We start from the raw sequence: 24233 nt of genomic DNA on the forward strand, positions 1-24233 counted from the left end.
CGATACACCTCTTATTTATTTAATTCAGCTAGGAGTTTCTCCTCGTCCCATACTTCGATTCCTAGTTCTTGTGCTTTGGTTAATTTTGAACCTGCATCCTCGCCAGCAATAACTAGATGTGTTTTTTTGCTGACACTTCCAGCAACATTCCCGCCAAGCGCTTCGATTTGATCTTTCGCTTCATTTCTGGATAAACGCTCCATCTTTCCAGTCAGAACCACTGTCTTCCCTGCAAAGATGGAATCGGACTCAGCAACAACAACAGGTCTAGGACCCTTATATTCCATATTAACGCCAGCAGCGACTAATTCATTAATTAACTCTACTGCCTCTTCTTTTTCAAAATAGGCGACAATCGACTCTGCCATTTTATCACCGATTTCATTAATTGCGAGTAAATCATCCTTAGATGCCTGTGCCAGTTTGTCCATGGAACCAAATTGTTGCGCTAACGTCTTAGCGGCTTTGGCACCCACATGGCGAATTCCTAATCCAAATAAAAGCTTTTCAAGTGAATTTTCTTTTGAAATCTCAATCGCTTTGATCAGGTTTGTGGCTGATTTCTCACCCATTCTCTCAAGGGCTAAAAGCTGTTCACGGGTTAGTTTATAAATATCAGCGACATCTGCAATTAACTTTTCAGCAAAAAGCTGGCTAATTACTTTTTCCCCCAGGCCTTCGATGTTCATTGCGACTCTTGAAACGAAATGAATCAAGCCTTCCCGAAGCTGTGCTGGGCATTTTGGGTTGATACAGCGTAAGGCCACTTCTCCTTCCAAACGAACAAGTTCGCTTTCACACTCTGGACAATGCGTTGGCATGTGGAATTCTACTTCTTCTCCCGTCCGCTGATCAGCCAAGACATTAACCACCTCAGGGATAATATCCCCCGCTTTTTTGACAACAACTTTGTCGCCGAGCTTAATATCTTTTTCCCGGATTAAATCTTCATTGTGCAAGGAGGCGCGTTGGACTGTTGTTCCTGCCACTTTGACAGGCTCAAGAATCGCCGTTGGGGTAATCACACCGGTTCTGCCTACGCTTAACTCGATCTCTAAAAGGGTAGTGACCACTTCTTCTGCAGGGAACTTATAGGCAATGGCCCAGCGCGGACTTTTTGCTGTCGTTCCAAGCGTTGCCTGGTGGGCATAGGAATCTACCTTTATAACGATTCCATCAATCTCATAAGGAAGATTCGGGCGCTTTTCAACCCAGCTATTAACATATTCAATCACTTCGTCAATGGTAGCACATCTACTCCGCTCTTGATTAGTTTTAAAACCGAGACGATCTAAGTAATCAAGACCTTCACTATGTGAATCGATTCCGCTGCTTTCACTGATATTGCCTATTCCATATAAAAAGACATCCAGCCTTCTTGAAGCAGCCATTTTCGGATCTAATTGTCGCAGTGACCCTGCTGCAGCGTTTCTTGGGTTGGCAAACAACTCTTCGCCCCGTTCTTCTCGAGTCTGATTCAATGCTTCAAATGAACGTTTTGGCATATAAGCTTCCCCTCGGACCTCCATCGACACATTTTCACGGAGACGGAGCGGGACTGATTTAATTGTTTTTATATTGGCCGTAATGTCTTCACCAATGGTCCCATCCCCACGAGTCGCCCCTTGGGCAAAAAGTCCATCTTCGTACCGTAAGGAAACAGCAAGGCCGTCTATTTTCAACTCACATACATAAGAAAAATCATCACCGACCACTTGACGGATACGGCGGTCAAAATCTCGTAAGTCTTGTTCATTAAAGGCATTGCCAAGACTAAGCATCGGTGTACGGTGTTCCACCTTTTCAAACAAATCGAGGACAGCACCGCCAACCCTCACTGACGGGGAATCTGCTGTTTTTAATTGCGGAAACTGTTCCTCAAGTTCCAATAACTCTTGCATTAACTTGTCATATTCAGCATCTGGTACAGATGGTTTATCTAAAACATAATATTCATAGCCATATTGATTTAACAGGCTGCTGATTTCAGTAATTCTCTGTTCTGCACTTTGAAGGTCCATATATCCATTCCTTTCTTAAAGGATATTTATGAGTAATTTCCTACAGTCCATGGAAATTTTCACGCGATCCTAGCTATTTATGCTTTAGTAATCGGAGCAAATTTGGCTAATAGGCGCTTAATTCCTACTGGACTTGGAAATGCAATATCGAGCTCCGTTCCTTCCCCTTGGCCTTTCACGCTAACAACGGTTCCGGTGCCCCATTTTCCGTGTTGAGCTTTATCGCCAACCTTCCAGCCGTTTTCATCACCAGAAGCAGCAGCTGAAACTGGTCGCATAACTGGTTTTCTGGCTGAAGCCGGCGTACTAAAAGAGGTTTTCGGCGTTCCAAATGAAGAGGTTCGAGCAGCGCCAAATGATTTACCAGATGAGCCAAATGGTGAACTTACTTTTTTCTCTGCAGGTTCGACACCTTCAATCAGGTCAGCAGGAATTTCGCTGATAAAGCGGGAAGCAGGGTTCATATTGGTTCTTCCAAACAATGTTCTCATTTGTGCATTTGTCAGGAACAGCGTCTGTTCCGCTCTTGTAATCCCCACATAGGCAAGACGGCGCTCTTCTTCCATTTCTACTTCTTCCATCAACGAACGGCTATGAGGGAATACCCCTTCTTCCATTCCAATTAAGAAAACAACTGGAAATTCCAACCCTTTTGCAGAGTGCAGGGTCATGAGCGTAATAGAATCCACCTTTTCTTGAGTCTCTTCATCGAGCGCATCAATATCAGCTACAAGGGCCAAATCGGTTAAAAAGGCTACTAGACTCCTATCTTCACTAGAGTCTTCAAAGCTTTTTGTTACTGATAATAATTCCTCAAGGTTTTCGAGGCGGCTTTGTGCTTCAAGCGATTTTTCCGCTTTAAGCATTTCACGGTATCCTGTTTTATCTAGTACTTCTTCTACTAGTTCAGTAACAGAAAGAAACTCTTGCATATTGGTATAATTACCAATTAAATCGCGGAATTCTCGCGCAGCTTTAGTAATTTTCGGACTTAACCCCAACAGTTCTACTGACTCAAGCGCTTGGAAAAGAGAGAGATCATGCATATCAGCAAAATCAGCAATTTTATCGACAGAGCTTGCACCAATCCCGCGCTTTGGCACATTGATGATACGGCGTAAACTGATATCATCATCAGGATTAGAAATTAAGCGTAAATAAGCAAGCATGTCCTTGATTTCTTTCCTGTCATAGAACTTTGTCCCGCCGACAATCGAGTATTCGATGTTCGATTTAAGGAGTACTTCCTCCATTACACGGGACTGAGCGTTCGTGCGATACAGAATCGCAATATCAGCGAACTTGTATTGGTTATTACGGGTTAGTTCTTTAATTTTCCCCGCAACGAATTGAGCTTCACCTTGTTCGCTGTCGGCTCGGTAATAAACTAGTTTGTTCCCCTCTGGGTTTTCAGTCCATAGATTCTTTGCTTTACGGTTAAGATTGTTTTCAATCACCTTGTTTGCCGCTAATAGAATCCTTTTTGTAGAGCGGTAGTTTTGCTCTAGTAAAATAACTGTTGCATTCGGATAGTCTTTTTCAAATGAAAGGATATTGGCAATATCCGCTCCACGCCAGCGATAAATGGATTGGTCCGAATCCCCTACCACACATAGATTTTTAAAACGGCTCGCCAACTGCTTTACAAGCAGATACTGGGCTTTGTTCGTATCCTGATACTCATCCACATGAATATATTGAAACTTACGTTGATAATATTCAAGAACATCCGGAACGCGTTTAAACAATTGAATCGTCATCATAATGAGGTCATCAAAGTCAAGTGCCTGATTCTTACGTAATCGCTTTTGGTATTCTTCGTAAACATTACCGACGACATCTTCAAAATAGCCGCCGCCTGTCTTTTTATACTCATCAGGTTCAATCAACTCATTTTTAGCGGAGCTGATCGCCCCTAAGATCGCCCGGGGATCAAATTTCTTCGGATCAATATTTTTTTCTTTTAGAATCGTTTTCACCACGGATAGCTGATCCGTTGAATCAAGAATCGTAAAATTTCGATTAAAACCGATTCGGTCGATATCCCTGCGCAAAATTCTTACACACATCGAGTGAAAAGTGGAAATCCAAATTTCTTCTGCCGCTCCGCCCATCATTTTCCCAATCCGCTCTCTCATCTCTCGAGCGGCTTTATTTGTAAATGTAATCGCCAAAATATTATAAGGATTCACCCGTTTTTCTACGATTAAATATCCAATTCTATGGGTAAGCACTCTTGTCTTACCACTTCCGGCTCCGGCCATTAGTAATAGCGGTCCATCGGTTGCTTTAACAGCACTTTGCTGCTCTGGATTCAGTCCGTTTAATAGCTTATCACTTAAATATTGCATATTATCCACCACCATTACAAACATTTGTTCTTATTTTATCTTAACGTTTTTCTTTTACATAAGCAATTTTCTACCGATTGATTTTCACGGTTTCTAGTGCTAGATCAAAATTTTCATAAATAGCGTTTCCGACCACAATAACATCTGCCTGCTTGGCCATTTCTGCTGCCTGTTCGATCGTTGATATTCCGCCTCCATAAAATAGGACCGTTTTTTCAAGCGACTTTTTCACGTCAGCAATCACGTTTACATCCCCATATTTGCCGCTATACTCTACATAAAAAATGGGTAAGTTAAACATTTTTTCAGCCATAATAGCATAGGCAGTTACTTCTTCACTTGTTAAATTTGTATTTGCATTTGTCAGTTTTGCAGCTTTGCAGTCCTCGTTCAGGATGCAATAGCCCTCCATGACAATTTCTTCCCAATCCATGATTTCACCAAATTCCTTAACGGCTTGATGGTGAAGTCCCGTAATCCATTTGGTATCGCTGCTATTTAAAATGGTTGGAATAAAGTAGAGGTCGAATCCAGGTGTAACCGTCTCAATCGTTGATACTTCCAGGACAACCGGTACAGTATATCTACGAATTCTTGCCATTAAATCGAGGACGTTTTCTAGTGTAATCCCATCTGTACCACCTACGATTATTGCATCCGTTCCAGACTCACAGATTTTTTCTAAATGATCATCCGATAGTTCTTTATTAGGGTCGAGTTTGAACACATGCCGCCACTCGCGAAAATCATACATCAAAAAGATCCTCCCACATCATTTAATTCCATTACACCATTATAGCACTAGCCGATTCGATAAAAAAAGAAAACATCTAATCTAAATTTAACCAATAGAAAAACCGAAGAGTGTTCTCTTCGGTTTGTTTATTCTTGTTCAGTTGAAGCAGTTGAAATGTTGTCGTTCTTTACACGCTCTAGGACCATTTCATACGTATCGTTTCCATAATTTAAACAACGTTTCACACGTGAAATGGTAGCTGTGCTCGCTCCGGTTTCTGTTTCAATTTTATGATACGTATTCCCTTCGCGTAGCATTCTTGCCACATCAAGACGTTGTGCTAATGATTGAATTTCATTAATTGTACATAAATCATCAAAAAAACGATAGCACTCTTCAAGATCATTTAAAGAAAGAACGGCTTTAAATAATTGATCCAGTTCTTTTCCTCGTAATTTATCAATTTGCATTGTCTTTACTCCTTTAGTTGTTAGCTGTTTTGTACATGTCTGTTGATTGCAGCGAAAGGCGCTTAAGCGCCTGCGGGGTCTCCCCTGTACCGTACTCCCGCAGGACATTGAATACACTTCTTTGAATAATCACCGCACGAAGGAAATGCGATAGCATTTTCGAGGAGTTCGCGCATTCCGCAAAAATCAACATGGTTATAAAATTAACAATGGCCTTTAACATATCCTAATTATTTAATTCATATCAAGCGAGACGATCTTCTCTAAACCTGGATCTGTTGGAACTACATTAATCCAGGTTTTACCTTTAACCAGTGGAACTTCATCGCCATTTTTGACTGGAACAATTTCTCCGTTCTTATTCCTCCATTCCACTTGGTTGACTTTACCCTTTTGAAGCAGATAAGCTTTGCCGCCAGACTCAAAATCAATTTCACGGCGCCCGTAGGAATCGATAAACCGATGCTTGGCTTCGACAATAAAAATATTATCAACTAAAACTGGCTCTTTGGTGTCTAGATCCACAGTTTGTTCATCGCCAGAAAACCGCTTATATTTGCCTGAGGCTGCATCAAATTCAAACTTAGAGTTGGAAATACCACCCTTTGAATATGTTATCTTAACAGATTTTGCAGCAGTACCGGTAATATTCTTACTCTCTTCTTCTGTTAAAAACGTCAATGGCGCTGGACCTTTTTCCATTGAATATTTCTTTTGCTTTGCACCTTTTAAAATATTTTCATACGTTATATAGGAGTTATGAGGTGCTTTTCTGGTCTTAGATCGTTTAAATAGCGTACCGTCGTAGACCATTCCATTTAGATTATCAATATAGTTATTATTAAGGAGTTTCTTCGCTTCCGGGCTATAACCATGGGCAATGTAGAGGGCGTTAAGTCCTTTGGCCAAGTAAATATAATAGTCCCGCGCACTTCTTACCGGACCGATGTTTGCCGGTTTTTCACTCTGAAAGACGGCTAAAAAACGGGTGATATCCCCTTCAGCAAGTATTTCATAGACGAGATCCGCTTTGTTTAGACCTGATTGCGGTCTTGCTTTGGGGTGATTATTAATCATTACTGCTACGGCTCTTGAATCTGTACTTGTTTCAGAGCCCACCCCTGTTAGTGGGTAAAAATAAGGGTCCACTGGTTTCTGTTCTGGTTGTTCTGGTTCTGTTTGTGTTACCGTTTTTTCCTTTTTTACAGGTTCCTTTTCCTTTTCCTTATTACTACACCCAGAAAGTAGTAACAGGAAAGCTAGCACGAAAACAGCCCATTTTCTCATTTTCATGAACACCCCTATTTACTTTCTTTTTACTTTTGTACTTTAATCCTTTACTCACTTACAGTTTAACGCATTATTGACGGAAAGAGTACTGTTTTATTCATTACATCGTACATTCCCTGCGGGGTAATCCGAATATAAGGCAAATGCGTCGCAGAAAAGAAGGCAAGACTGTATATAGGATCAGAAAATGCGTAACCTCGTTCTCTTAACTCGATAAGCAGTTCCTTTTCTTGGCTGATTAATTCCTCAATCGGAAGGTTTGACATGATTCCATTTAAAGTTAATGGCAGCTCGCAAACTACTTGACTATCTTCTACCATCACAATGCCGCCGCCTAATTCTTTCATTCTATTAAAAGCATGAAGCATATCTTGCTTGTTTTTTCCTATTAAAATAATATCTCCTGTATTGGAATAAGAACTAGCCAATGCCGATAATGTAGTCGCAAATCCTTTTAATAGTGTATTAATTCTCCACTTTCCATTTCTGTCCATTAAGGTAAAATAGCATTCATTATGATTCGAAGACAGTTCATCGCCTGAAGCGTCGATGGAAATAGAATATGGTTTCGTGATAACGGCGTTTTCCATCTCGATTCCAAATGGCATCGAAAACTGCAAATCATCTAATGTCAATTCCCAATCCACATCCATTGGCTTTAGCCCATATTCTTCCCATGTAACCGGTGGATAAGCATCCACGACAGGGTTTCCATCCTTTTTCACCCATTTTCCTTTTGCGAGAACTGATTTTGGTGTCGGATTCTCAATACTTGATAAAAAGTTAATATTGGCTACTCGACCGGTTGCAATAATCCCATGGAGATGCTCAATTTTGTAATAACGGGCAATATTTACTGTAGCCATATTATAAGCATCAATGGCTGGAACACCTTTTTCTATCGCAATGCGGATCATCGCATCTGTGATCCCCTGCTCGTAAAAGGTCGACGAAGAGCCGTCTGTATTAAACATGAGTCGGTCATAAGCATCAATACCTAATCGCTTCATATCATCCAGGATATTTGGTAAATCCGGTCGAATCGAGGAATACCTTAAGGACACCATATATCCTTGCATTAAGCGATTATATACCTCTTCACCCGTCATCGCTTCATGGTCAGAGTCGGCACCCAGCAGCATCATTTTGGCCAAGGTTTTTTCCGAAGCTCCAGGAAAATGGCCTTCAATTTGCTTGCGCATCCGTTTGGCTTCTTGAATCCAATGAAGCATCATATCATCGCCATCAAGGAGTTTCGGCCAACCTGTCAATTCCCCGCCCTGCAGGACCGCATCGTGCTCAAGCCATGATTTAACATTACTATGTGAAAAAATTTCTTCTTCATTCAGAATTTCAGTTTGTGAATCAAAACGGCTCCACCAAAACATTGTTGTTGGTATCGAGCGTAAATCCTTCAATAATGAAAACGCTTCCCTTTTTTCCAAGTGCAAAATAAGGGCCATATTATCATTTATTAACGTTGTCGTCCCAAACTGGGATGCATAGGCAGCAAGCGTTAGGGGATTATATAATTGAAAAGGATGAGCATGCGGTTCGATATATCCTGGAACAAGAATCTCATTGGTACAATCAATGATTTCACAGTTATCAAGATGGGGTGGCATGTTTTCGCCCACATAAACAATCCGATCTTCATAAATCCAAATATTCGCTCTCAACCACTTTCGAAACGTCTGATTTAAGTACAAGGCGTTTTTCAATAATATGGTTGGAGACGCTTTTCCATCTAAAATGGAAACATGCATGCGTAAGTTTTTATTTTTCCAGCGGTAGCGTTGTTCTAGCATACGTCTTCCTCCCTTTTCAAAAAACTATCTATATAATAATAAGTTGATTTAACAATAAAGAAAGCCCTTACAAAAAATTCTTTAGATACTATACTATCATATTTTAGTGTTTAAAGCATTAAAGAATTGATAATAATTGTAAACAATTTGTGAAGGAGTGAACAAAATGAATGTTAAACCAAATATCAGTATTATTAACGCATTAATCCGGATCACCATCGGATTAACGATTCTTTCCTGGACCACCTCTAAACTCGTCAAACAACCCTGGAGAGACTCCTTTTTATTTGTTGCTCTGTGTGGTGCAATGAAAGTGGCAGAAGGAATTGTCCGCTTTTGTCCGCTTACAGCCTTATTTCAAAGATGTCAATGTATGATTTCTGAGCACGACCGGGCAATGGATTCAATGGATGGGATGGAAGGATTAACAAACCAAAATGGCGAAGAAATGTTACCTTATAATCCAACTTAAATCGTATTTGTAGATATTCGGTTAACATTTGTAAATATTTTTAAGTTTTTGTAAAAATAATTTAAATTTTGGTTGAAAAATTCGCCATTCCGTATATTAATTCAAACTTTGGTTGAAAAATTCAATATTTCGTATTAATAGCCCAAATTTTTATAGTTAGATTCAATTTTCACCTTTAAAAAAGAGCTGACCCTAAGTGGTCAGCCCTTGATAGGAGTTGATTATTCATGTTTTGGGAGTATTTAACAGATATGTCGTTTGTATTAATTGCCATTATTGGCAGTATTGTGGCACTTCTTTATACTTTTATTCGTCGAACTAGTAAAAGGCGTGCCCGTTAGCTTTTCACGGGGTGGATCGCTTTTGCCCCGATATCTTTTCTATAAAATACACCATCAGATGTTAACTTATCGAGTTCATGATACACTTTTTCGCGCGCTTCCACTAAACTTTCAGCTTTCGCCCCAACGAGAAGCACCCGTCCCCCTGCTGTAACAAACTCACCATCCTCATTTTTGGCAGTTCCAGCATGAAACGTATAAACCTCTTGATGATTAAAATCAGCTAATCCTGTAAGCACAGCACCTTTTTCATAGGCCTCTGGATACCCTTTTGCAGCCACTACAGCGCCGATCATTACTTGCTCATCCCATTCTAAAGCAGGTGTTTCTCCACTTAACAGTTCAAGGATGACTTGAACTAAATCCGATTTCAATCGAGGCAGGATCACTTGGGTCTCAGGATCGCCAAAGCGGGCGTTAAATTCAATCACCTTTGGCCCAGCTGTTGTTTTAATCAAGCCTGCATATAACACGCCGCAAAAACTTCTTCCTTCTTTGACCATAGCTTTTGCTGCAGGAAGAAGGACCGTTTCAACCGCAATTTGAACAGTCTCCTCACCAATCTGAGGAACAGGGGAATAGGCTCCCATTCCGCCCGTATTTGGACCAAGATCCCCATCATAGGCCCGTTTATGGTCCTGAGCGATTTCAAGAGGAACGACGACCTCGCCGTTTACAAACGCCATCAAAGAGAATTCTTCACCTGCTAAAAACTCTTCAATAACTACCCGAGTAGAGGCAGCACCGAATTTCGCATCGATGAGCATTTCTTTTATGCTTGCAAGCGCCTCTTCTTTCGTAAGTGCAACAGTAACACCCTTCCCTGCTGCTAATCCGTCTGCTTTAATGACAATGGGCGCCCCTTTTTCTTCTATGTAGCTTCGGGCATCCTCATAGTTGGTGAACACAGCATAGTCAGCCGTAGGAATTTGATATTTCTTCATTAGTTCTTTTGCAAATGACTTGCTGCCTTCAATCTCGGCCGCTGCTTGCTGCGGACCGAATACAGCCAAACCAGCCGCTTCAAATTTGTCTGCCAACCCTTCAAGCAAAGGAACCTCAGGTCCGATGATCGTCAAGCCCACATTGTTTTCCTTAGCAAATTGAAGCAGTTGTTCATGGTCTGACTCCGCAATCGAGACAAGTTCAGCTACATCCGTCATCCCAACATTCCCAGGTGCAACAAATACTTTTTCTACCTTCAAGCTTTCACTTACTTTTCGGCAAATCGCATGTTCTCTACCGCCACGGCCGATAATCAGTACGTTCATTCGAATGCCCTCCAACGGATTAATGTTTGAAATGTCTTACTCCCGTAAATACCATTGCAATTCCATATTCATCTGCTTTTTTAATTGAATCTGCATCTCGAATCGATCCGCCTGGCTGAATAATCGCTGTAATACCAGCTTTCGCGGCTGCTTCAACGGTATCATCCATTGGGAAAAAGGCGTCAGATGCAAGGGCCGCTCCCTCTGCTTTTGAACCGGCTTGCTTAAGTGCTATTTCCGCAGCTCCCACTCGGTTCATCTGTCCAGCACCAATTCCAATCGTCATATCTTCTGCCGTAACGACAATTGCGTTGGACTTCACATGTTTAACAACCTTCCAGCCTAGCTTCAATGCTTCCCATTCGGCATCTGTCGGTTGTCTTTTTGTTGCGATGGTTACGTTCGCATCTTCTAAAGTGAAACGGTCCTGTTCTTGAACTAACAAACCGCCTTCAATCGTAGTCATTTTAAACTCAAGTTTTTTTGCCTCATCAAATGGAATAGTTAATAGGCGAAGATTCTTTTTCCCTGTTAAAATGGTTAACGCTTCTTCAGAGAAAGATGGTGCAATAATAATTTCTAAGAATATTTCATGAAGCTTAGTCGCTGTTTCGGCATCCACTTCACGGTTAAACGCAATAATTCCGCCAAAAATCGAAACGGGATCGGCCGCAAATGCTTTTGTGAAAGCTTCATACCCTGTTTTCCCTGTACCGACTCCGCAAGGGTTCATATGCTTTACAGCAACAGCAGCTGGTTCAGAGAACTCTTTTACAATTTGAAGGGCAGCATCTGCATCATTGATGTTGTTATAAGATAGTTCCTTACCATGAAGCTGAACCGCATTGGCAATTGAGAACGTCGAACCAAGTGGCTTTTTGTAAAAAGCAGCTTTTTGATGTGGATTTTCTCCGTAACGAAGGGTTTGTTTTAGCTCGTAAGTAACCGTTAATGTTTCAGGTGTTTCTTCTTGAGCAAGCGTGGTCATGTATTCAGCAATTAAAGCATCATAGGCTGCTGTATGACGGAAAACCTTTGCTGCAAGCTTTCTTCTTGTTTCAAACTTTGTTGCGCCATCAGCCTTTAATTCATCAATAACCGTTTGATAATCCGTCGGATCAACGACTACTGTTACATATTGATGATTTTTTGCAGAAGCGCGGAGCATGGTTGGTCCGCCGATATCAATATTTTCAATCGCATCTGCAACAGTTACATCTGGTTTTGCGATGGTTTGCTGGAATGGATAAAGATTGACACAAACGAGTTGAATGGCTTGAATTCCATGCTCGTCTAGCTGTTGTTGATGGTTAGTGTCATCCTGTTTTGCGAGCAGGCCGCCATGGATGAATGGATTTAATGTTTTCACACGGCCTTCTAAGATTTCTGGAAAGCCTGTTACATCATTAACACCAAGAACAGGTATCCCCTGTTCCTGAAGAGCTTTTTTCGTGCCTCCCGTGGAAATCAGTTCGTAGCCTAGGCTGACTAACTCCTTGGCAAATTCAGTAATTCCATTTTTGTCCGAAACACTAATTAACGCGCGCTTTTGTGTCATTTATTACATCTCCTTGTGTCAATAGCATTTGAAGTACGGATGGATAAAGCTTGTGTTCGCTTTTCTGGATTTTTTGTTGAAGGCTCTCTCTTGTCTCATTCTCGTCAAGTCGAACCCGCTCCTGAATAATAATCGGACCAGTATCCATTCCCTCATCCACAAAATGGATCGTAATCCCACTCCACTTCACTTTAGCAGCCAATGCCTGACCGACGGCATCCTTACCTGGAAAAGCTGGAAGCAATGATGGGTGGACATTGACGATTCTTCCTTTATACGCAGCTAACAATTTGGGGCCAATCAAACGCATGTATCCTGCCAGGACAATGAATTCGACATCATAGGCCTTTAATTGGGCTAAAATCTCTTCTTCATAATGGTCCTTACTAGGATACTCCTTTGCGTTAAAAACAAAACTCGGGATTTTCGCTGCATTTGCTCTTTCAATCGCAAAAGCATCCGGTTTGTCACAAACTAATAAAGAAATGTCCGCATCCAGTTTGCCTGCTTGGATTACATCAATAATAGCTTGGAAATTACTGCCGCTTCCCGACGCAAACACCGCTATCTTTTTCATAGACGGGCACCTTGAGCCTTGATCTCAATTCCTTTATTAGCAGTGACCACGCCAATTTCATAGGCAGTTTCCCCAGATTGTCTAAAATGTTCTAATACGTCGGGAGCATTTTCCCGGTCCACAGCGATAACCATACCGATACCCATGTTAAAGATATTATACATCTCTTGGTAATCAATTTGTCCATGGGAAGAGATTAGTTTAAACACAGGTGGAATCTCCCAGCTTTTTTCATTCAACTCTGCTCCAAGACCTTCTGGTAACATACGGGGAATATTTTCAATAAACCCGCCGCCCGTTATATGAGCCATTCCTTTTAGTTGGAACTTCTTCAACGCAGACAAAATCGGTTTCACATAAATTTTTGTAGGCTTAAGTAATTCTTCGCCTAATGTACACCCGAGTTCATCGACAAAATCTAGTAATGACCAGTCATTAAATACTTTTCTAACCAGTGAATAACCATTGCTGTGTATGCCGCTCGACGCTAAGCCAATCAGGACATCGCCTGCTTGAATCGATTCGCCTGTTATGAGCTGAGATTTCTCGCAGGCTCCAACCGTAAACCCAGCTAAATCATACTCATTATCACTATACAGTCCAGGCATTTCCGCTGTTTCACCGCCAATTAGCGCACAACCGGCCTGCTCACAACCATCTGCAATCCCTTTAACAATCGCCTCGATTTTTTCAGGCTGAGCCTTACCACAGGCAATATAATCTAGAAAGAACAAGGGCTCTGCCCCTTGAACCACAATATCATTGACACACATAGCGACCGCATCGATCCCAATCGTATCATGTTGATCCATCCAAAAAGCAATCATCAGCTTCGTGCCCACCCCATCGGTGCCTGACACCAAAACTGGTTCTTTTAATTGAAGAGCAGATAAGTCGAACATGCCGCCAAATCCACCTAAACTGCCAAGGACGCCAGCCCGTGCTGTTTTTTGAACATGTTTTTTCATTCTCTCCACTGCTTCATAGCCTGCTTCGATATTGACACCTGCTTGCTTATACGCATTTGCCACGCTGCTCGCTCCTTCCTACTTCTGATAATAATATTGGAGTGTATCTGGGTAAATTTCTGTTGGGTAATTCCCTGTGAAACAGCCTAGGCAATATCCATTCGTGCCTTCTTGACCTAAGGCATGCATCATACCCTCTACACTGATAAAGGTTAATGAATCGGCTCCAATAAGTTCTCTAATTTCCTCAACACTTTTATCAGAGGCAATTAACTCCTCTTTTGTAGATGTATCAATTCCATAAAAACATGGATTCTTAATAGGCGGGGAGCTGATAACAACGTGTACCTCTGTTGCTCCGGCTTCCTTCAAGAGATTAACAATTCTTCTGCTTGTCGTGCCACGTACGATCGAGTCATCAACCATGATCACCCGTTTACCCTCTACGACTCCGCGAACGGCTGAAAGTTTCATCTTGACCCCTTGCTCCCGTAAAGTTTGAGATGGCTGGATGAAGGTTCTTCCGACATAACGGTTTTTGATTAATCCCATTTCATAAGGAATACCTGCAGCTTCGGCATATCCAATAGCAGCTGAAATACTGGAATCAGGAACCCCAGTGACAACATCTGCATCAATTGGCGCTTCCATCGCCATTCTTTTACCCATATTTTTACGGGCGGTATGAACGTTGATCCCTTGAATATTGCTGTCCGGTCTTGAAAAATAAATATATTCCATGGTACAAATCGCTTTTGTGGAACTAACAGCGAATTGTTCAGATATTACTCCCTGATCGTTGATAATTAATAGTTCACCTGGCCGAATATCGCGAATATATTCCGCGCCCACAACATCAAAGGCACAGGTTTCCGATGCGACAACATAGGCATCACCCAGGGAACCTAGCGAAAGAGGTCTTAATCCGTGTGGATCAAGTGCCACCATTAATTCAGTTTCTGTCATGATAAGGTATGCATACGCTCCTTTTAACATTGAGAGTGCGTTTTTGGCACGGTCCTTTGAATCAGAATAGCCGCTTCTCTTCATTAAGTGAGCTAAAACTTCGGTATCAGAACTTGTTTGAAAAATACTCCCTTGGGCTTCCAACTGATGTTTTAATGAATTAACGTTAACTAAGTTGCCATTATGGGCCAGCGCAAGACTGCCGGTTTGGGAATGGAACAAGAGCGGTTGAACGTTTTCGTATCCCCCGCCTCCTGCCGTTGCATAACGAACATGACCAATAGCGGATGTACCTGTCAATTCCTTCATCGCTTCAGTGGTAAAAATTTCAGCAACTAGCCCTTCACCCTTTACCCCTTTAAGCTTTTTGCCATCTGAGACCACGATTCCAGTCCCTTCCTGGCCGCGATGCTGCAGACTGTGAAGTCCGTAATAGGTCAACTGTGCTGCATCCTTGTGTCCCCAGACACCAAAGATGCCGCACTCTTCATTTAATCCCTTGATTTCAGGTAGCATGGGATCGCCCCTTTCCAGGCCGCTTTTAATTCTTCAACCGATGCTTTAAGTACCGTTGACTCATCATTTGTGATTTGCAGTGTTGCTGAATCATTTACCGTCCCGATTTGGACTGCATCTACTAAACTTTCAAATTCAAGTTTATGTTCTGCATTGACTGTTATAAGGAAACGAGATTGTGTTTCACTAAATAAAGCTGAAACTGGATTTCCGGCAATCTTTACTTCTGCACCAAGCTTTTCATTCGTGAAAAGACATTCAGCTAACGCAACGGCTAAACCGCCTTCAGATAGGTCATGGGCCGATTGCACCAAGCCTGCACGAATCGCAGCAAGAACCTGATTTTGTCTTTCTTTTTCGATCGTTACATTTAATTCAGGGGCTTTGCCAAATACCCGTCCGTTCAGAAGTTTTTGCAGCTCACTGCCGCCGAATTCATCCTTTGTTTCCCCTACTAAATAGATGAGATCGCCGCTAGTTTTAAAGTGCTGTGTGGTAATATGGTCAATATCAGTTACTAAGCCAACCATACCGACGACTGGGGTTGGATAAATCGCTGTTCCGCTTGTTTCGTTATATAATGAGACATTTCCGCCAATAACCGGTGTTTCAAGCACGCGGCAAGCTTCGCTCATGCCATCAGCCGCTTTTTCAATCTGCCAGAACACTTCTGGCTTTTCAGGGTTTCCGAAGTTTAAGTTGTCAGTAATTGCAAGTGGTTCCGCACCCGAACAAACAATATTACGGGCTGCTTCAGCAACAGCAATTTTTCCGCCTACTTCTGGATCTAAATAAACATAGCGGGAATTACAATCTGTTGTCATTGCTAATGCTTTACGCGTGCCGCGAATCCTTACAACTGCTGCATCTGATCCTGGTGAAACAACAGTATTGGTACGAACCATGTAATCGTACTGTTCATACACCCATTCCTTGCTTCCGACCGTTGGCTGACTTAAAAGATTAATTAACGTTTCTTTCACATCATCCACTTCTGGAATTTCATTATCCATCGCTTGGAACTCTGCAAAATAACTTGGTTCTGTTGAAGGTTTGTGATAAACCGGTGCATCTTCCGCTAACGCATCAGCTGGAACATCCGCAACGATTTCCCCTTTATGAATAAGGCGCAGTTGTTTATCGCTAGTTACAGTCCCAATTCCGACTGCTTCGAGGCCATATTTTTCAAAAAGATCAACGATTTCTTGTTCTCTTCCTTTTTTGACAACGATGAGCATCCGTTCCTGCGATTCAGACAGCATCATTTCGTAGGCCGACATTCCCGTTTCCCGCTGTGGAACCAAGTCTAAATTCATCTCGATTCCCATCCCAGCTTTACTTGCCATTTCCGCAGATGAACTAACAAGTCCAGCTGCACCCATATCTTGAATACCGACAAGCGCATCATAATGGACTAGTTCTAAGCAAGCTTCAAGCAGCAATTTTTCCATAAATGGGTCGCCTACTTGAACGGCAGGGCGATCTTCATTGGATTGCTCTGTTAATTCCTCAGAGGCAAAGGTCGCACCATGGATGCCATCTCGGCCTGTTTTTGCCCCAACATACATGACGGTATTGCCCGCGCCATGTGCCTGGCCTTTTTTGATGTCTTTATGGTCAATGAGTCCAACACACATTGCATTAACTAACGGATTTCCTTCATAGCATGGATCGAACCCAATTTCACCGCCAACCGTTGGAATCCCTATGCAGTTTCCATAGCCGGCAATCCCAGCGACGACTTCTTTAAATAAGTAACGGACGCGGGCTGAATCCAATTCACCGAAGCGAAGCGAGTTCAACATTGCAATTGGTCTTGCTCCCATTGAGAAAACATCACGGATGATGCCGCCCACCCCTGTTGCTGCTCCTTGATACGGTTCAATCGCTGACGGATGGTTATGACTTTCTATTTTAAAAACAACGGCTTGTTCATCGCCGATATCGACAATACCCGCACCTTCACCAGGTCCTTGCAGTACACGTTCTCCTGTAATCGGGAACTTTCTAAGAATCGGTTTTGAATTTTTGTAGCTGCAGTGTTCCGACCACATGACAGAGAATAGACCTGTTTCCGTATAATTCGGTGTACGGCCAAGAATGGTTTCAACCATTGCAAATTCTTCATCGGACAAACCCATTTGCTGATAGATTTTTTCTGCTTTGATCTGATTAGGATTTGGTTCAAGCGTTGACAACATGTGCTTCCCTCCAAGCTTTTACAATCGATTGAAACAATTTTAGTCCATCTGCGCCGCCAAGCAATTCATCGACAGCTCTTTCAGGGTGAGGCATCATCCCAAGAACATTTCCTTTTTCATTGGTAATGCCAGCGATATCAGCAAGACTTCCGTTCGGATTCTGGTTATAGGTAAAGATAATTTGATTATTTTCTTTCAGTTTTGCAAGTGTTTCCTCGTCACAATAGTAGTTTCCTTCTCCGTGAGCAACTGGGATGGTAATTGTTTGGCTATGCTCATATGCGGAGGTAAACATCGTTTGGCTGTTCTCCACCTTTAATTCTACAGGCTTACAAATAAACGATAGGCTTTCATTTCGTCTCATAGCCCCTGGCAGTAACCCTGCTTCGAGCAGGATTTGAAATCCGTTACACACGCCAAGAACTGGCTTTCCTGCTTCTGCCGCTTTGATGACTTCCTTCATGACGTTACTAAATCTAGCGATTGATCCCGTGCGTAAGTAGTCCCCAAAAGAAAAGCCGCCTGGAAGCAGAATTCCATCAAATTCTTCTAAACTTTCAGCATCATGCCAAACATATTCAACTTGCTCTCCAAGTTCATCTTGAATGGCATGGAACATATCAACGTCACAATTTGATCCTGGGAAGACAATTACCGCAAATTTCACAGAGTAACACACTCCTCTACTTCGTAACGGTAATCTTCTATCACTGGATTTGCCAAAAGGTTAGTACAGATTTCATTGACCACTTCATTAATATCCCGCTCAGACTTTTCAATGGTTAATTCCATATATTTACCGATTCGGACATCGGCTACATCCTTATAGTTTAAAGAGTGCAGTGAGTTGGTGACTGCTTTACCCTGTGGGTCTAAAACACTTTCTCTTAATGTGACAAATACCTTTACTTTATACATGCTGATGTCCTCCCAATCTCGCTAAAATATTTTCATAGGCATCTGTTAAACTTCCTAAATCACGACGAAATACATCCTTATCAAGCTTTTCATTTGTTTGCTGATCCCACAGTCTGCAGGTGTCAGGAGAAATCTCATCGGCAAGTAAAATCGCGCCCTCGGCGTCTTTACCAAATTCAAGCTTGAAATCTATCAGGCGAATGCCCAGTTTGGCGAAGAACTCGGATAGTACCGTGTTAATTTCTAAGGCCTTTTCTTTTAATAGCGCGATTTCCTGTTGTGATGCCAATTTTAGTTCAATAGCATGGTCAATCGTTAGCAGTGGATCACCGAGATCGTCATTTTTTAGGTAAAACTCAACGATCGGTCCTGATAACTCGCGACCCTCCTCGATTCCCAATCTTTTTGAAAAACTTCCTGCGGCCACATTTCGAACGACCACTTCAAGCGGAATGATGGATACTCTCTTCACCAGCTGTTCCGTTTCTGAAATCCGCTTTATAAAGTGAGATTCAATTCCTCGGTCTTTCAGCTTTGAAAATAACAAACTAGTAATCTCGTTATTGAGGCGGCCTTTGCCGGTGATATCAGCCTTTTTTTGCCCGTTATACGCGGTTGCTGAATCCTTATACTCGACTAAAACAATTTGCTCATCGTCTGTTGCATAAATGCGTTTCGCTTTTCCTTCATAAAGAAGTTCTGTCATCGTGGAAGTGCCTCCTAATTTTCAATATTGGGAATCTTCGAGCTAAGAGAGTGGCATGAATGACCGAACTCTCACTATTATTTCAAGCTTCGGTCACTTAGTGCCTCTCTTTGTTACCCTGTTGGGCCGTTTTTCTCGATTTCAGTCACATAAAACCTTACTCATTCAACCCTAAGCGGTCAAAAATCGTATCTACATGTTGCAGATGATAGTTATAATCAAAGCAACCAGCAATTTCTTCTCCGGATAGCAGTGAAGTAATCTTTTCCTCTGCTTCAATCAGGCTGCGGAAGGGAACTTGTTTTTCCCACGCTTCCATTGCCTTTGGCTGCACGGTATCATACGCTTCTTCCCGAGATAAGCCTTTATCAATTAACGCGAGCAGTACACGTTGGGAATAGATCAAGCCCAGTGTGCGATCCATGTTACGCTTCATATTCTCTGGATATACAGTCAAGTTCTTCACAATATTACCGAAACGATTCAGCATATAATTCAAACCAATTGTCGCATCAGGCAAGATGATCCGTTCCGCTGACGAATGGGAAATATCACGCTCATGCCAAAGTGGTACATTTTCATAGGCAGTCAGCATATATCCGCGAATTACACGAGCAATCCCCGTCATATTCTCTGAACCAATCGGATTCCGCTTATGCGGCATTGCTGAGGACCCCTTCTGACCTTTGGCAAAAAACTCTTCCACTTCACGGGTTTCACTCTTTTGCAATCCACGAACCTCAACGGCGAATTTCTCAATTGAAGTAGCAATCAACGCAATCGTTGACATGTAGTGGGCATGACGGTCACGCTGTAAGGTCTGCGTTGAGATTGGTGCTCGTTGCAGTCCTAATTTTTCACAAACATACTGTTCCACAAACGGATTAATGTTTGCATAGGTACCAACTGCGCCGGAGATTTTTCCAAACTCAATTCCTTCTGCTGCCTGCTTAAATCGTTCCAGGTTCCGTTTCATTTCTTCATACCACAGGGCAAGCTTTAGACCAAATGTTGTTGGTTCAGCATGGACCCCGTGCGTCCGTCCCATCATTACTGTTAATTTATGTTCTTGTGCTTTGTTTTTTAAAATCTCAACAAAGTTTTCCAAGTCCTTTTGTAAAATAGCATTTGCCTGTTTTAAGATATAGGAAAGGGCCGTATCGACAACATCCGTTGACGTTAAACCGTAATGAACCCATTTCTTCTCTTCCCCTAATGTTTCAGATACAGCGCGGGTAAAGGCAACCACATCATGCCTTGTTTCTTCTTCAATCTCTTTAATACGGTCGATATTGAAGGAAGCATTCGCACGCAACTTTTGCACATCTTCCTTTGGAATATCACCTAGCTCAGCCCATGCCTCACATGCAAGTATTTCCACCTCAAGCCAAGCATTAAAGCGATTTTCCTCGGTCCAAATAGCTCCCATTTCTGGTCTTGTATAACGATCTAACATGTTTTATCCCCCAATCTTTTCTTTTGCAGTTTTCCATATGTTGCTCATTTCAGCCTCTTTTAGTGCATCCTCGACACTATTTCTTAAAATAGTCACATGACCCATTTTCCGTTTTGTTTTCGGAACTTTTTTTCCATATAAATGAATCTTCCAGTCTTTAACCGTAGGAATGCTCTCATTTAAGTCTTCAAGATGCTCTCCTAATAGATTGACCATAACAGCTGGTTTTAACAACTCGGTGCTCCCAAGCGGCCAATTACAGATTGCACGGATATGCTGCTCAAATTGTGAAGTCTCGCAGGCCTCAATTGAATAATGCCCTGAATTATGAGGACGTGGCGCCAATTCGTTGATATAAATGGCTCCGTTATCCGTAACAAACATCTCTACAGCAAGTGTTCCTACTAAACTAAGGGAATCAGCTAAGCGTTTTGCCATTTGAATCGCTGTCTCCTGAGTAGTTTCAGAAATACGTCCTGGAACAATCGTGATATGTAGCATATTTTCTTCATGCTGATTTTCCGCAACAGGGAAAATCATCGTTTCTCCGTTCTGCTTCCGTGTCACTATAACGGAGATTTCTTTTTCAAATGGGATCCATTTTTCTAACACACAGGCTCCATGTTTGAGGAGAGTCTCTCCTTGGAAAAGGTCTTGTTTGTCTTTTATCACTAACTGGCCTTTCCCATCATAACCTCCTCTGGCTGTTTTTAAAACGGCTGGAAACCCGATCGTTTCAATTTTTAAAAATAAATCATCTTTAGTGTAAATAACTTCATAGGCTGCTGTTTCCAACCCTGCCTGTTGAATGGCCCGTTTCTCTTTGATTCGGTCCTGTGTAATCGTTAAAACTTCCGGACCTTGTGGCACATTCGCCTGTTCACAAAGCCAAATTAATGTGTCTGCATCAATGTTTTCAAATTCATAGGTGATGACATCGCTGAGTTCCGCCAATTGGCTAATGGCCGCTCGATCACTGTAAGCGCCAATTACCTCAACATCAGCTACCTGTCCACATGGTGAATCCGCTACTGGTTCTAAAACAGCAATCCGGAACCCCATCGCCTTTGCTGCTAATGCCATCATTCTCCCCAATTGACCGCCGCCAATGATTCCAATCGTTGCTCCTGGTAAAATTGTTTGTTCAGCCAAGTTGATCACTACTTTCTATCACATCTCGTTTGGTAGCTTCTCTTTTAGCTTCTAATTTTTCGGCAAGTTCAAGGTCTTGTGTAGCTAAAATTTGAACAGCCAGTAATCCGGCATTAGTGGCACCCGCTTTTCCAATTGCTACAGTGGCCACTGGTACGCCTCCTGGCATTTGTACGATCGATAGCAGGGAGTCTAATCCGTTTAAAGCCTTAGAAGGAGCAGGAACCCCGATGACTGGCAAAGTTGTTTTTGCCGCAACCATGCCTGGCAAATGAGCGGCTCCGCCAGCTCCTGCAATAATAACTTTAATCCCTTTTCCCCTGGCTTCCTCTGCATAGCTAAACATCAAATCAGGTGTGCGGTGCGCTGAAACAACCTTTTTTTCATATGGAACTTCAAACTGATCTAGTATATCACATGCATGTCTCATTGTTTCCCAATCCGACGTGCTCCCCATAATAACGCCAACCAGATTCATTTGTCATCCTCCCCCTTCGATACTTACTCTATTCTAATCCTTACGAATAATCGGTTAAACTAAAAATACCCGGAACAAATAGCATCTCTGAAAGAGAAAGCCATTTGTCCGGGCATCATGTTTGATGACAACATAAAGTAAGGGATTCTCGCCCCTTAATGTGCCAGACCTATTGACTTTCCCTCATAGTCCAATAATTTACGGTTATTGGGTAGAAACTTATGGGCCATATTCCCATGGATATACGAGGGTAAAGATAAATTGTTTGTTTAAATCACTTCTATATCTTACAATCATCTCTATAAGGTGTCAACTGATTTTATCGAACAATATTTTCAAATAGAACCATAATGTTCGTGTTTTACTCTATTAATGTACCTTCAAAGATGATTTGGCGGGCTACAGGTTCATAAATTGTTTCATTGCCTGTTTTTATTTCTTGAAAAATCGGCTTCTCCGTTCGGCGTACAGGGGTATAGCCCAACTTTTTCATTCTATTCAAGCAGTCCTCTATACTTTCATTTTCCTGGACCTCAAATTGCATTTTCTTCTTTCCCATTGACATTAAGTACCTCTCTTTCCATCACTATTTTCCTTCTTTTAAAAAAACATTGTCAACCTGCTTTAGTAACATCGTATCTTCTGCCAGTCTTATTTCATAATCAAACAGAGTCTGAGCCATTATCCGCCTTGCTTCTTTTGCCGCATCCCAGTAATAGGCATCATCTACAAGGCCTGTAACCGTATATTCTATCCCCCTATATCCCGAATTTATGGTAGTCATCCCATAGACTTTAAAAGGCTCTAACGGGCAATTGTTTGGGTCTAATTTTAAACAGTCTTCGTGTAACTCATTAATTTTTTCACAGGCAATTTCAAGAATTTCAAAAACCCTCTCCGGATTTTCCCGGTAACTCACCACTATTCTTTCGATCACTCGCATTTGCTCGATATTAAAATTGTGAATCTGTTTTACTTCACCATTGCTGATGGTAAAGACCTTGCCACTCCACTCGCGAATTTTTAAGAACCTTAATCCGATATCAACAACAGTTCCATTAAAGGTATTATTGATTGTAATAAAATCACCTTTATGCAGTTGCTTTTCATAAATTAAGAAAATACCCGAGAGAATATCTTTAATAATGCTTTGGGCTCCAAATCCAACAATTACCCCGACTATCCCGGCCCCAGCCAATATTTTTCCAAAATTACTTACATATTGAGATATGGCAAAAAAGATAAAACTTATCGTTACTGTATATTTGGTTAACGAGCGGATCATGCTTTCCATCGTTTGCTCTTTGCGTTCTTCAATGAAATGGGTCTTTAGAAAAAAATTATGAACCGTTTTATTAATGATTAAAACAATGACCCTTGCAATAACAGCTGCTAAAAGGATGCTTATCAGTTTGTAGTGATGCAGCAAATCTATCCAATCCATCAAATCACCTACTTGTTTTTCAATCATGCTTAGTCTTTGCAATGTTTGCTGTTAAAAACAATTGGTGGGAAAATATTTTACAGAATTTAAGAAATAACCAACACCATTGAATTGCTCTTTCTGGTGAGGTGTCAGTGGATACGATAACTAGGATCAGCGGGCACTTTGGACCTTTCAGAGTGACCGGTCTGGGATTTTTTACTCTTGTTCGGGCACTTAGCGTTTCTTTTGTTACCACTCAAGGCTCTTTTCCTCTTCTCTGGGCATTAAAGAGCCTTTTTTGTTACCGTTCAAGGACTATTTCCTCTTCTCTGGGCATTAAAGAGCCTCTTTTGTTACCGATCAAAGACTTTTTACTCTTCTTCGGGCATTAAAGAGCCTCTTTTGTTACCGATCAAGGCTCTTTTCCTCTTCTTCGGGCACAAATGGCCACCTTCATAAGACTTTATTTGACCAACTTTATTTAATTATCAAAAATCAATCATTATTTATCTGAATACAAAAAAACAACCTTTTCAGGTTGTCCTTAATGT

23 protein-coding genes and 1 riboswitch are annotated in these 24233 nt (G+C 41.7%); of the genes, 2 read left to right on the forward strand and 21 right to left on the reverse strand.

Annotation, left to right across the window (positions count from 1 at the left end):
• Positions 1-11: 11 nt before the first annotated feature.
• The 7 genes from ligA to ACJ004_RS24450 all read right to left on the reverse strand — a co-directional run bounded on the left by ligA (position 12) and on the right by ACJ004_RS24450 (position 8676).
• Complete coding sequence (gene ligA, locus ACJ004_RS24420; RefSeq protein WP_410895737.1) at positions 12-2021, reverse strand: NAD-dependent DNA ligase LigA; 2010 nt, start codon at positions 2019-2021, stop codon at positions 12-14.
• A 77-nt stretch (positions 2022-2098) separates the two neighbouring features.
• Positions 2099-4372, reverse strand: coding sequence for a DNA helicase PcrA (pcrA, locus tag ACJ004_RS24425; RefSeq protein WP_410895738.1), 2274 nt, complete (start codon positions 4370-4372; stop codon positions 2099-2101).
• A gap of 70 nt (positions 4373-4442) precedes the next feature.
• Entirely contained in the window at positions 4443-5126 is a 684-nt protein-coding gene (gene pcrB, locus ACJ004_RS24430) for a heptaprenylglyceryl phosphate synthase (protein WP_410895739.1), read from the reverse strand.
• A gap of 128 nt (positions 5127-5254) precedes the next feature.
• Entirely contained in the window at positions 5255-5578 is a 324-nt protein-coding gene (locus ACJ004_RS24435; protein ID WP_410895740.1) for a YerC/YecD family TrpR-related protein, read from the reverse strand.
• A 13-nt stretch (positions 5579-5591) separates the two neighbouring features.
• Entirely contained in the window at positions 5592-5735 is a 144-nt protein-coding gene (locus tag ACJ004_RS24440; protein WP_410895741.1) for a hypothetical protein, read from the reverse strand.
• 77 nt (positions 5736-5812) lie between these two features.
• Positions 5813-6865 carry a DUF3048 domain-containing protein gene (locus ACJ004_RS24445; RefSeq protein WP_486348393.1) on the reverse strand — a complete coding sequence of 351 codons (1053 nt, stop codon included), beginning with the start codon at positions 6863-6865 and terminating at the stop codon, positions 5813-5815.
• 65 nt (positions 6866-6930) lie between these two features.
• A complete protein-coding gene (locus ACJ004_RS24450) occupies positions 6931-8676 on the reverse strand; it encodes an adenine deaminase C-terminal domain-containing protein (RefSeq protein WP_410895743.1) in 1746 nt (581 codons plus the stop codon).
• A gap of 166 nt (positions 8677-8842) precedes the next feature.
• Between ACJ004_RS24450 and ACJ004_RS24455 the strand changes: the two genes are divergently transcribed.
• Both ACJ004_RS24455 and ACJ004_RS24460 read left to right on the forward strand, forming a co-directional pair.
• Positions 8843-9148: a YgaP family membrane protein gene (locus ACJ004_RS24455; protein ID WP_410895744.1), complete on the forward strand. Its 306-nt coding sequence runs from the start codon at positions 8843-8845 to the stop codon at positions 9146-9148.
• Positions 9149-9375: 227 nt separating this feature from the next.
• Positions 9376-9489, forward strand: coding sequence for an EYxxD motif small membrane protein (locus ACJ004_RS24460; RefSeq protein ID WP_410895745.1), 114 nt, complete (start codon positions 9376-9378; stop codon positions 9487-9489).
• Here the strand turns inward: ACJ004_RS24460 and purD are convergent.
• The 14 genes from purD to ACJ004_RS24530 all read right to left on the reverse strand — a co-directional run bounded on the left by purD (position 9486) and on the right by ACJ004_RS24530 (position 23727).
• Positions 9486-10760 (reverse strand): phosphoribosylamine--glycine ligase, encoded by a 1275-nt coding sequence (gene purD / locus ACJ004_RS24465; protein ID WP_410895746.1) that lies wholly within the window; start codon positions 10758-10760, stop codon positions 9486-9488. The genes ACJ004_RS24460 and purD overlap by 4 nt on opposite strands.
• 19 nt (positions 10761-10779) lie before the next feature.
• A complete protein-coding gene (gene purH, locus ACJ004_RS24470) occupies positions 10780-12318 on the reverse strand; it encodes a bifunctional phosphoribosylaminoimidazolecarboxamide formyltransferase/IMP cyclohydrolase (protein WP_410895747.1) in 1539 nt (512 codons plus the stop codon).
• On the reverse strand, positions 12293-12895 hold the full coding sequence (purN, locus tag ACJ004_RS24475; protein WP_410895748.1) for a phosphoribosylglycinamide formyltransferase: 603 nt from the start codon (positions 12893-12895) through the stop codon (positions 12293-12295). Before purN ends, purH begins: the two co-directional genes overlap by 26 nt.
• Positions 12892-13926 carry a phosphoribosylformylglycinamidine cyclo-ligase gene (gene purM, locus ACJ004_RS24480; RefSeq protein WP_410895749.1) on the reverse strand — a complete coding sequence of 345 codons (1035 nt, stop codon included), beginning with the start codon at positions 13924-13926 and terminating at the stop codon, positions 12892-12894. The genes purN and purM overlap by 4 nt, the downstream gene beginning before the upstream one ends.
• 15 nt (positions 13927-13941) lie before the next feature.
• A complete protein-coding gene (gene purF / locus ACJ004_RS24485) occupies positions 13942-15345 on the reverse strand; it encodes an amidophosphoribosyltransferase (protein WP_410895750.1) in 1404 nt (467 codons plus the stop codon).
• Positions 15321-17546 (reverse strand): phosphoribosylformylglycinamidine synthase subunit PurL, encoded by a 2226-nt coding sequence (gene purL, locus ACJ004_RS24490; protein WP_410895751.1) that lies wholly within the window; start codon positions 17544-17546, stop codon positions 15321-15323. The genes purF and purL overlap by 25 nt, the downstream gene beginning before the upstream one ends.
• Positions 17530-18213, reverse strand: a complete 684-nt coding sequence (gene purQ, locus ACJ004_RS24495) for a phosphoribosylformylglycinamidine synthase subunit PurQ (RefSeq protein ID WP_410895752.1) — start codon at positions 18211-18213, stop codon at positions 17530-17532. The genes purL and purQ overlap by 17 nt, the downstream gene beginning before the upstream one ends.
• A complete protein-coding gene (gene purS / locus ACJ004_RS24500) occupies positions 18210-18464 on the reverse strand; it encodes a phosphoribosylformylglycinamidine synthase subunit PurS (protein ID WP_410895753.1) in 255 nt (84 codons plus the stop codon). Before purS ends, purQ begins: the two co-directional genes overlap by 4 nt.
• On the reverse strand, positions 18457-19170 hold the full coding sequence (purC, locus tag ACJ004_RS24505; protein ID WP_410895754.1) for a phosphoribosylaminoimidazolesuccinocarboxamide synthase: 714 nt from the start codon (positions 19168-19170) through the stop codon (positions 18457-18459). The genes purS and purC overlap by 8 nt, the downstream gene beginning before the upstream one ends.
• Before the next feature lie 157 nt (positions 19171-19327).
• Positions 19328-20626: an adenylosuccinate lyase gene (gene purB, locus ACJ004_RS24510; RefSeq protein WP_410895755.1), complete on the reverse strand. Its 1299-nt coding sequence runs from the start codon at positions 20624-20626 to the stop codon at positions 19328-19330.
• Between the two features lie 3 nt (positions 20627-20629).
• Positions 20630-21778 (reverse strand): 5-(carboxyamino)imidazole ribonucleotide synthase, encoded by a 1149-nt coding sequence (purK, locus tag ACJ004_RS24515; RefSeq protein ID WP_410895763.1) that lies wholly within the window; start codon positions 21776-21778, stop codon positions 20630-20632.
• A complete protein-coding gene (gene purE / locus ACJ004_RS24520; protein ID WP_410895756.1) occupies positions 21771-22256 on the reverse strand; it encodes a 5-(carboxyamino)imidazole ribonucleotide mutase in 486 nt (161 codons plus the stop codon). Before purE ends, purK begins: the two co-directional genes overlap by 8 nt.
• 166 nt (positions 22257-22422) lie before the next feature.
• Positions 22423-22524, reverse strand: a riboswitch (purine riboswitch).
• 93 nt (positions 22525-22617) lie between these two features.
• Positions 22618-22821 carry an NETI motif-containing protein gene (locus tag ACJ004_RS24525; RefSeq protein ID WP_410895757.1) on the reverse strand — a complete coding sequence of 68 codons (204 nt, stop codon included), beginning with the start codon at positions 22819-22821 and terminating at the stop codon, positions 22618-22620.
• A 21-nt stretch (positions 22822-22842) separates the two neighbouring features.
• Positions 22843-23727, reverse strand: a complete 885-nt coding sequence (locus ACJ004_RS24530) for a mechanosensitive ion channel family protein (protein WP_410895758.1) — start codon at positions 23725-23727, stop codon at positions 22843-22845.
• Positions 23728-24233 lie beyond the last annotated feature (506 nt).

It is taken from the genome of Neobacillus sp. 204 (assembly GCF_046562815.1).
Lineage (GTDB): Bacteria > Bacillota > Bacilli > Bacillales > Cytobacillaceae > Neobacillus.

Excerpts from the sequence above, each read along its gene's own strand:
- ligA (WP_410895737.1), bottom strand. The coding sequence starts at position 2,021 with ATGGACCTTCAAAGTGCAGAACAGAGAATTACTGAAATCAGCAGCCTG.
- pcrA (WP_410895738.1), bottom strand. The coding sequence starts at position 4,372 with ATGCAATATTTAAGTGATAAGCTATTAAACGGACTGAATCCAGAGCAG.
- pcrB (WP_410895739.1), bottom strand. The coding sequence starts at position 5,126 with ATGTATGATTTTCGCGAGTGGCGGCATGTGTTCAAACTCGACCCTAAT.
- ACJ004_RS24435 (WP_410895740.1), bottom strand. The coding sequence starts at position 5,578 with ATGCAAATTGATAAATTACGAGGAAAAGAACTGGATCAATTATTTAAA.
- ACJ004_RS24440 (WP_410895741.1), bottom strand. The coding sequence starts at position 5,735 with ATGCTATCGCATTTCCTTCGTGCGGTGATTATTCAAAGAAGTGTATTC.
- ACJ004_RS24445 (WP_486348393.1), bottom strand. The coding sequence starts at position 6,865 with ATGAGAAAATGGGCTGTTTTCGTGCTAGCTTTCCTGTTACTACTTTCT.
- ACJ004_RS24450 (WP_410895743.1), bottom strand. The coding sequence starts at position 8,676 with ATGCTAGAACAACGCTACCGCTGGAAAAATAAAAACTTACGCATGCAT.
- ACJ004_RS24455 (WP_410895744.1), top strand. The coding sequence starts at position 8,843 with ATGAATGTTAAACCAAATATCAGTATTATTAACGCATTAATCCGGATC.
- ACJ004_RS24460 (WP_410895745.1), top strand. The coding sequence starts at position 9,376 with ATGTTTTGGGAGTATTTAACAGATATGTCGTTTGTATTAATTGCCATT.
- purD (WP_410895746.1), bottom strand. The coding sequence starts at position 10,760 with ATGAACGTACTGATTATCGGCCGTGGCGGTAGAGAACATGCGATTTGC.
- purH (WP_410895747.1), bottom strand. The coding sequence starts at position 12,318 with ATGACACAAAAGCGCGCGTTAATTAGTGTTTCGGACAAAAATGGAATT.
- purN (WP_410895748.1), bottom strand. The coding sequence starts at position 12,895 with ATGAAAAAGATAGCGGTGTTTGCGTCGGGAAGCGGCAGTAATTTCCAA.
- purF (WP_410895750.1), bottom strand. The coding sequence starts at position 15,345 with ATGCTACCTGAAATCAAGGGATTAAATGAAGAGTGCGGCATCTTTGGT.
- purL (WP_410895751.1), bottom strand. The coding sequence starts at position 17,546 with ATGTTGTCAACGCTTGAACCAAATCCTAATCAGATCAAAGCAGAAAAA.
- purS (WP_410895753.1), bottom strand. The coding sequence starts at position 18,464 with ATGTATAAAGTAAAGGTATTTGTCACATTAAGAGAAAGTGTTTTAGAC.
- purC (WP_410895754.1), bottom strand. The coding sequence starts at position 19,170 with ATGACAGAACTTCTTTATGAAGGAAAAGCGAAACGCATTTATGCAACA.
- purB (WP_410895755.1), bottom strand. The coding sequence starts at position 20,626 with ATGTTAGATCGTTATACAAGACCAGAAATGGGAGCTATTTGGACCGAG.
- purE (WP_410895756.1), bottom strand. The coding sequence starts at position 22,256 with ATGAATCTGGTTGGCGTTATTATGGGGAGCACGTCGGATTGGGAAACA.
- ACJ004_RS24525 (WP_410895757.1), bottom strand. The coding sequence starts at position 22,821 with ATGTCAATGGGAAAGAAGAAAATGCAATTTGAGGTCCAGGAAAATGAA.
- ACJ004_RS24530 (WP_410895758.1), bottom strand. The coding sequence starts at position 23,727 with ATGATTGAAAAACAAGTAGGTGATTTGATGGATTGGATAGATTTGCTG.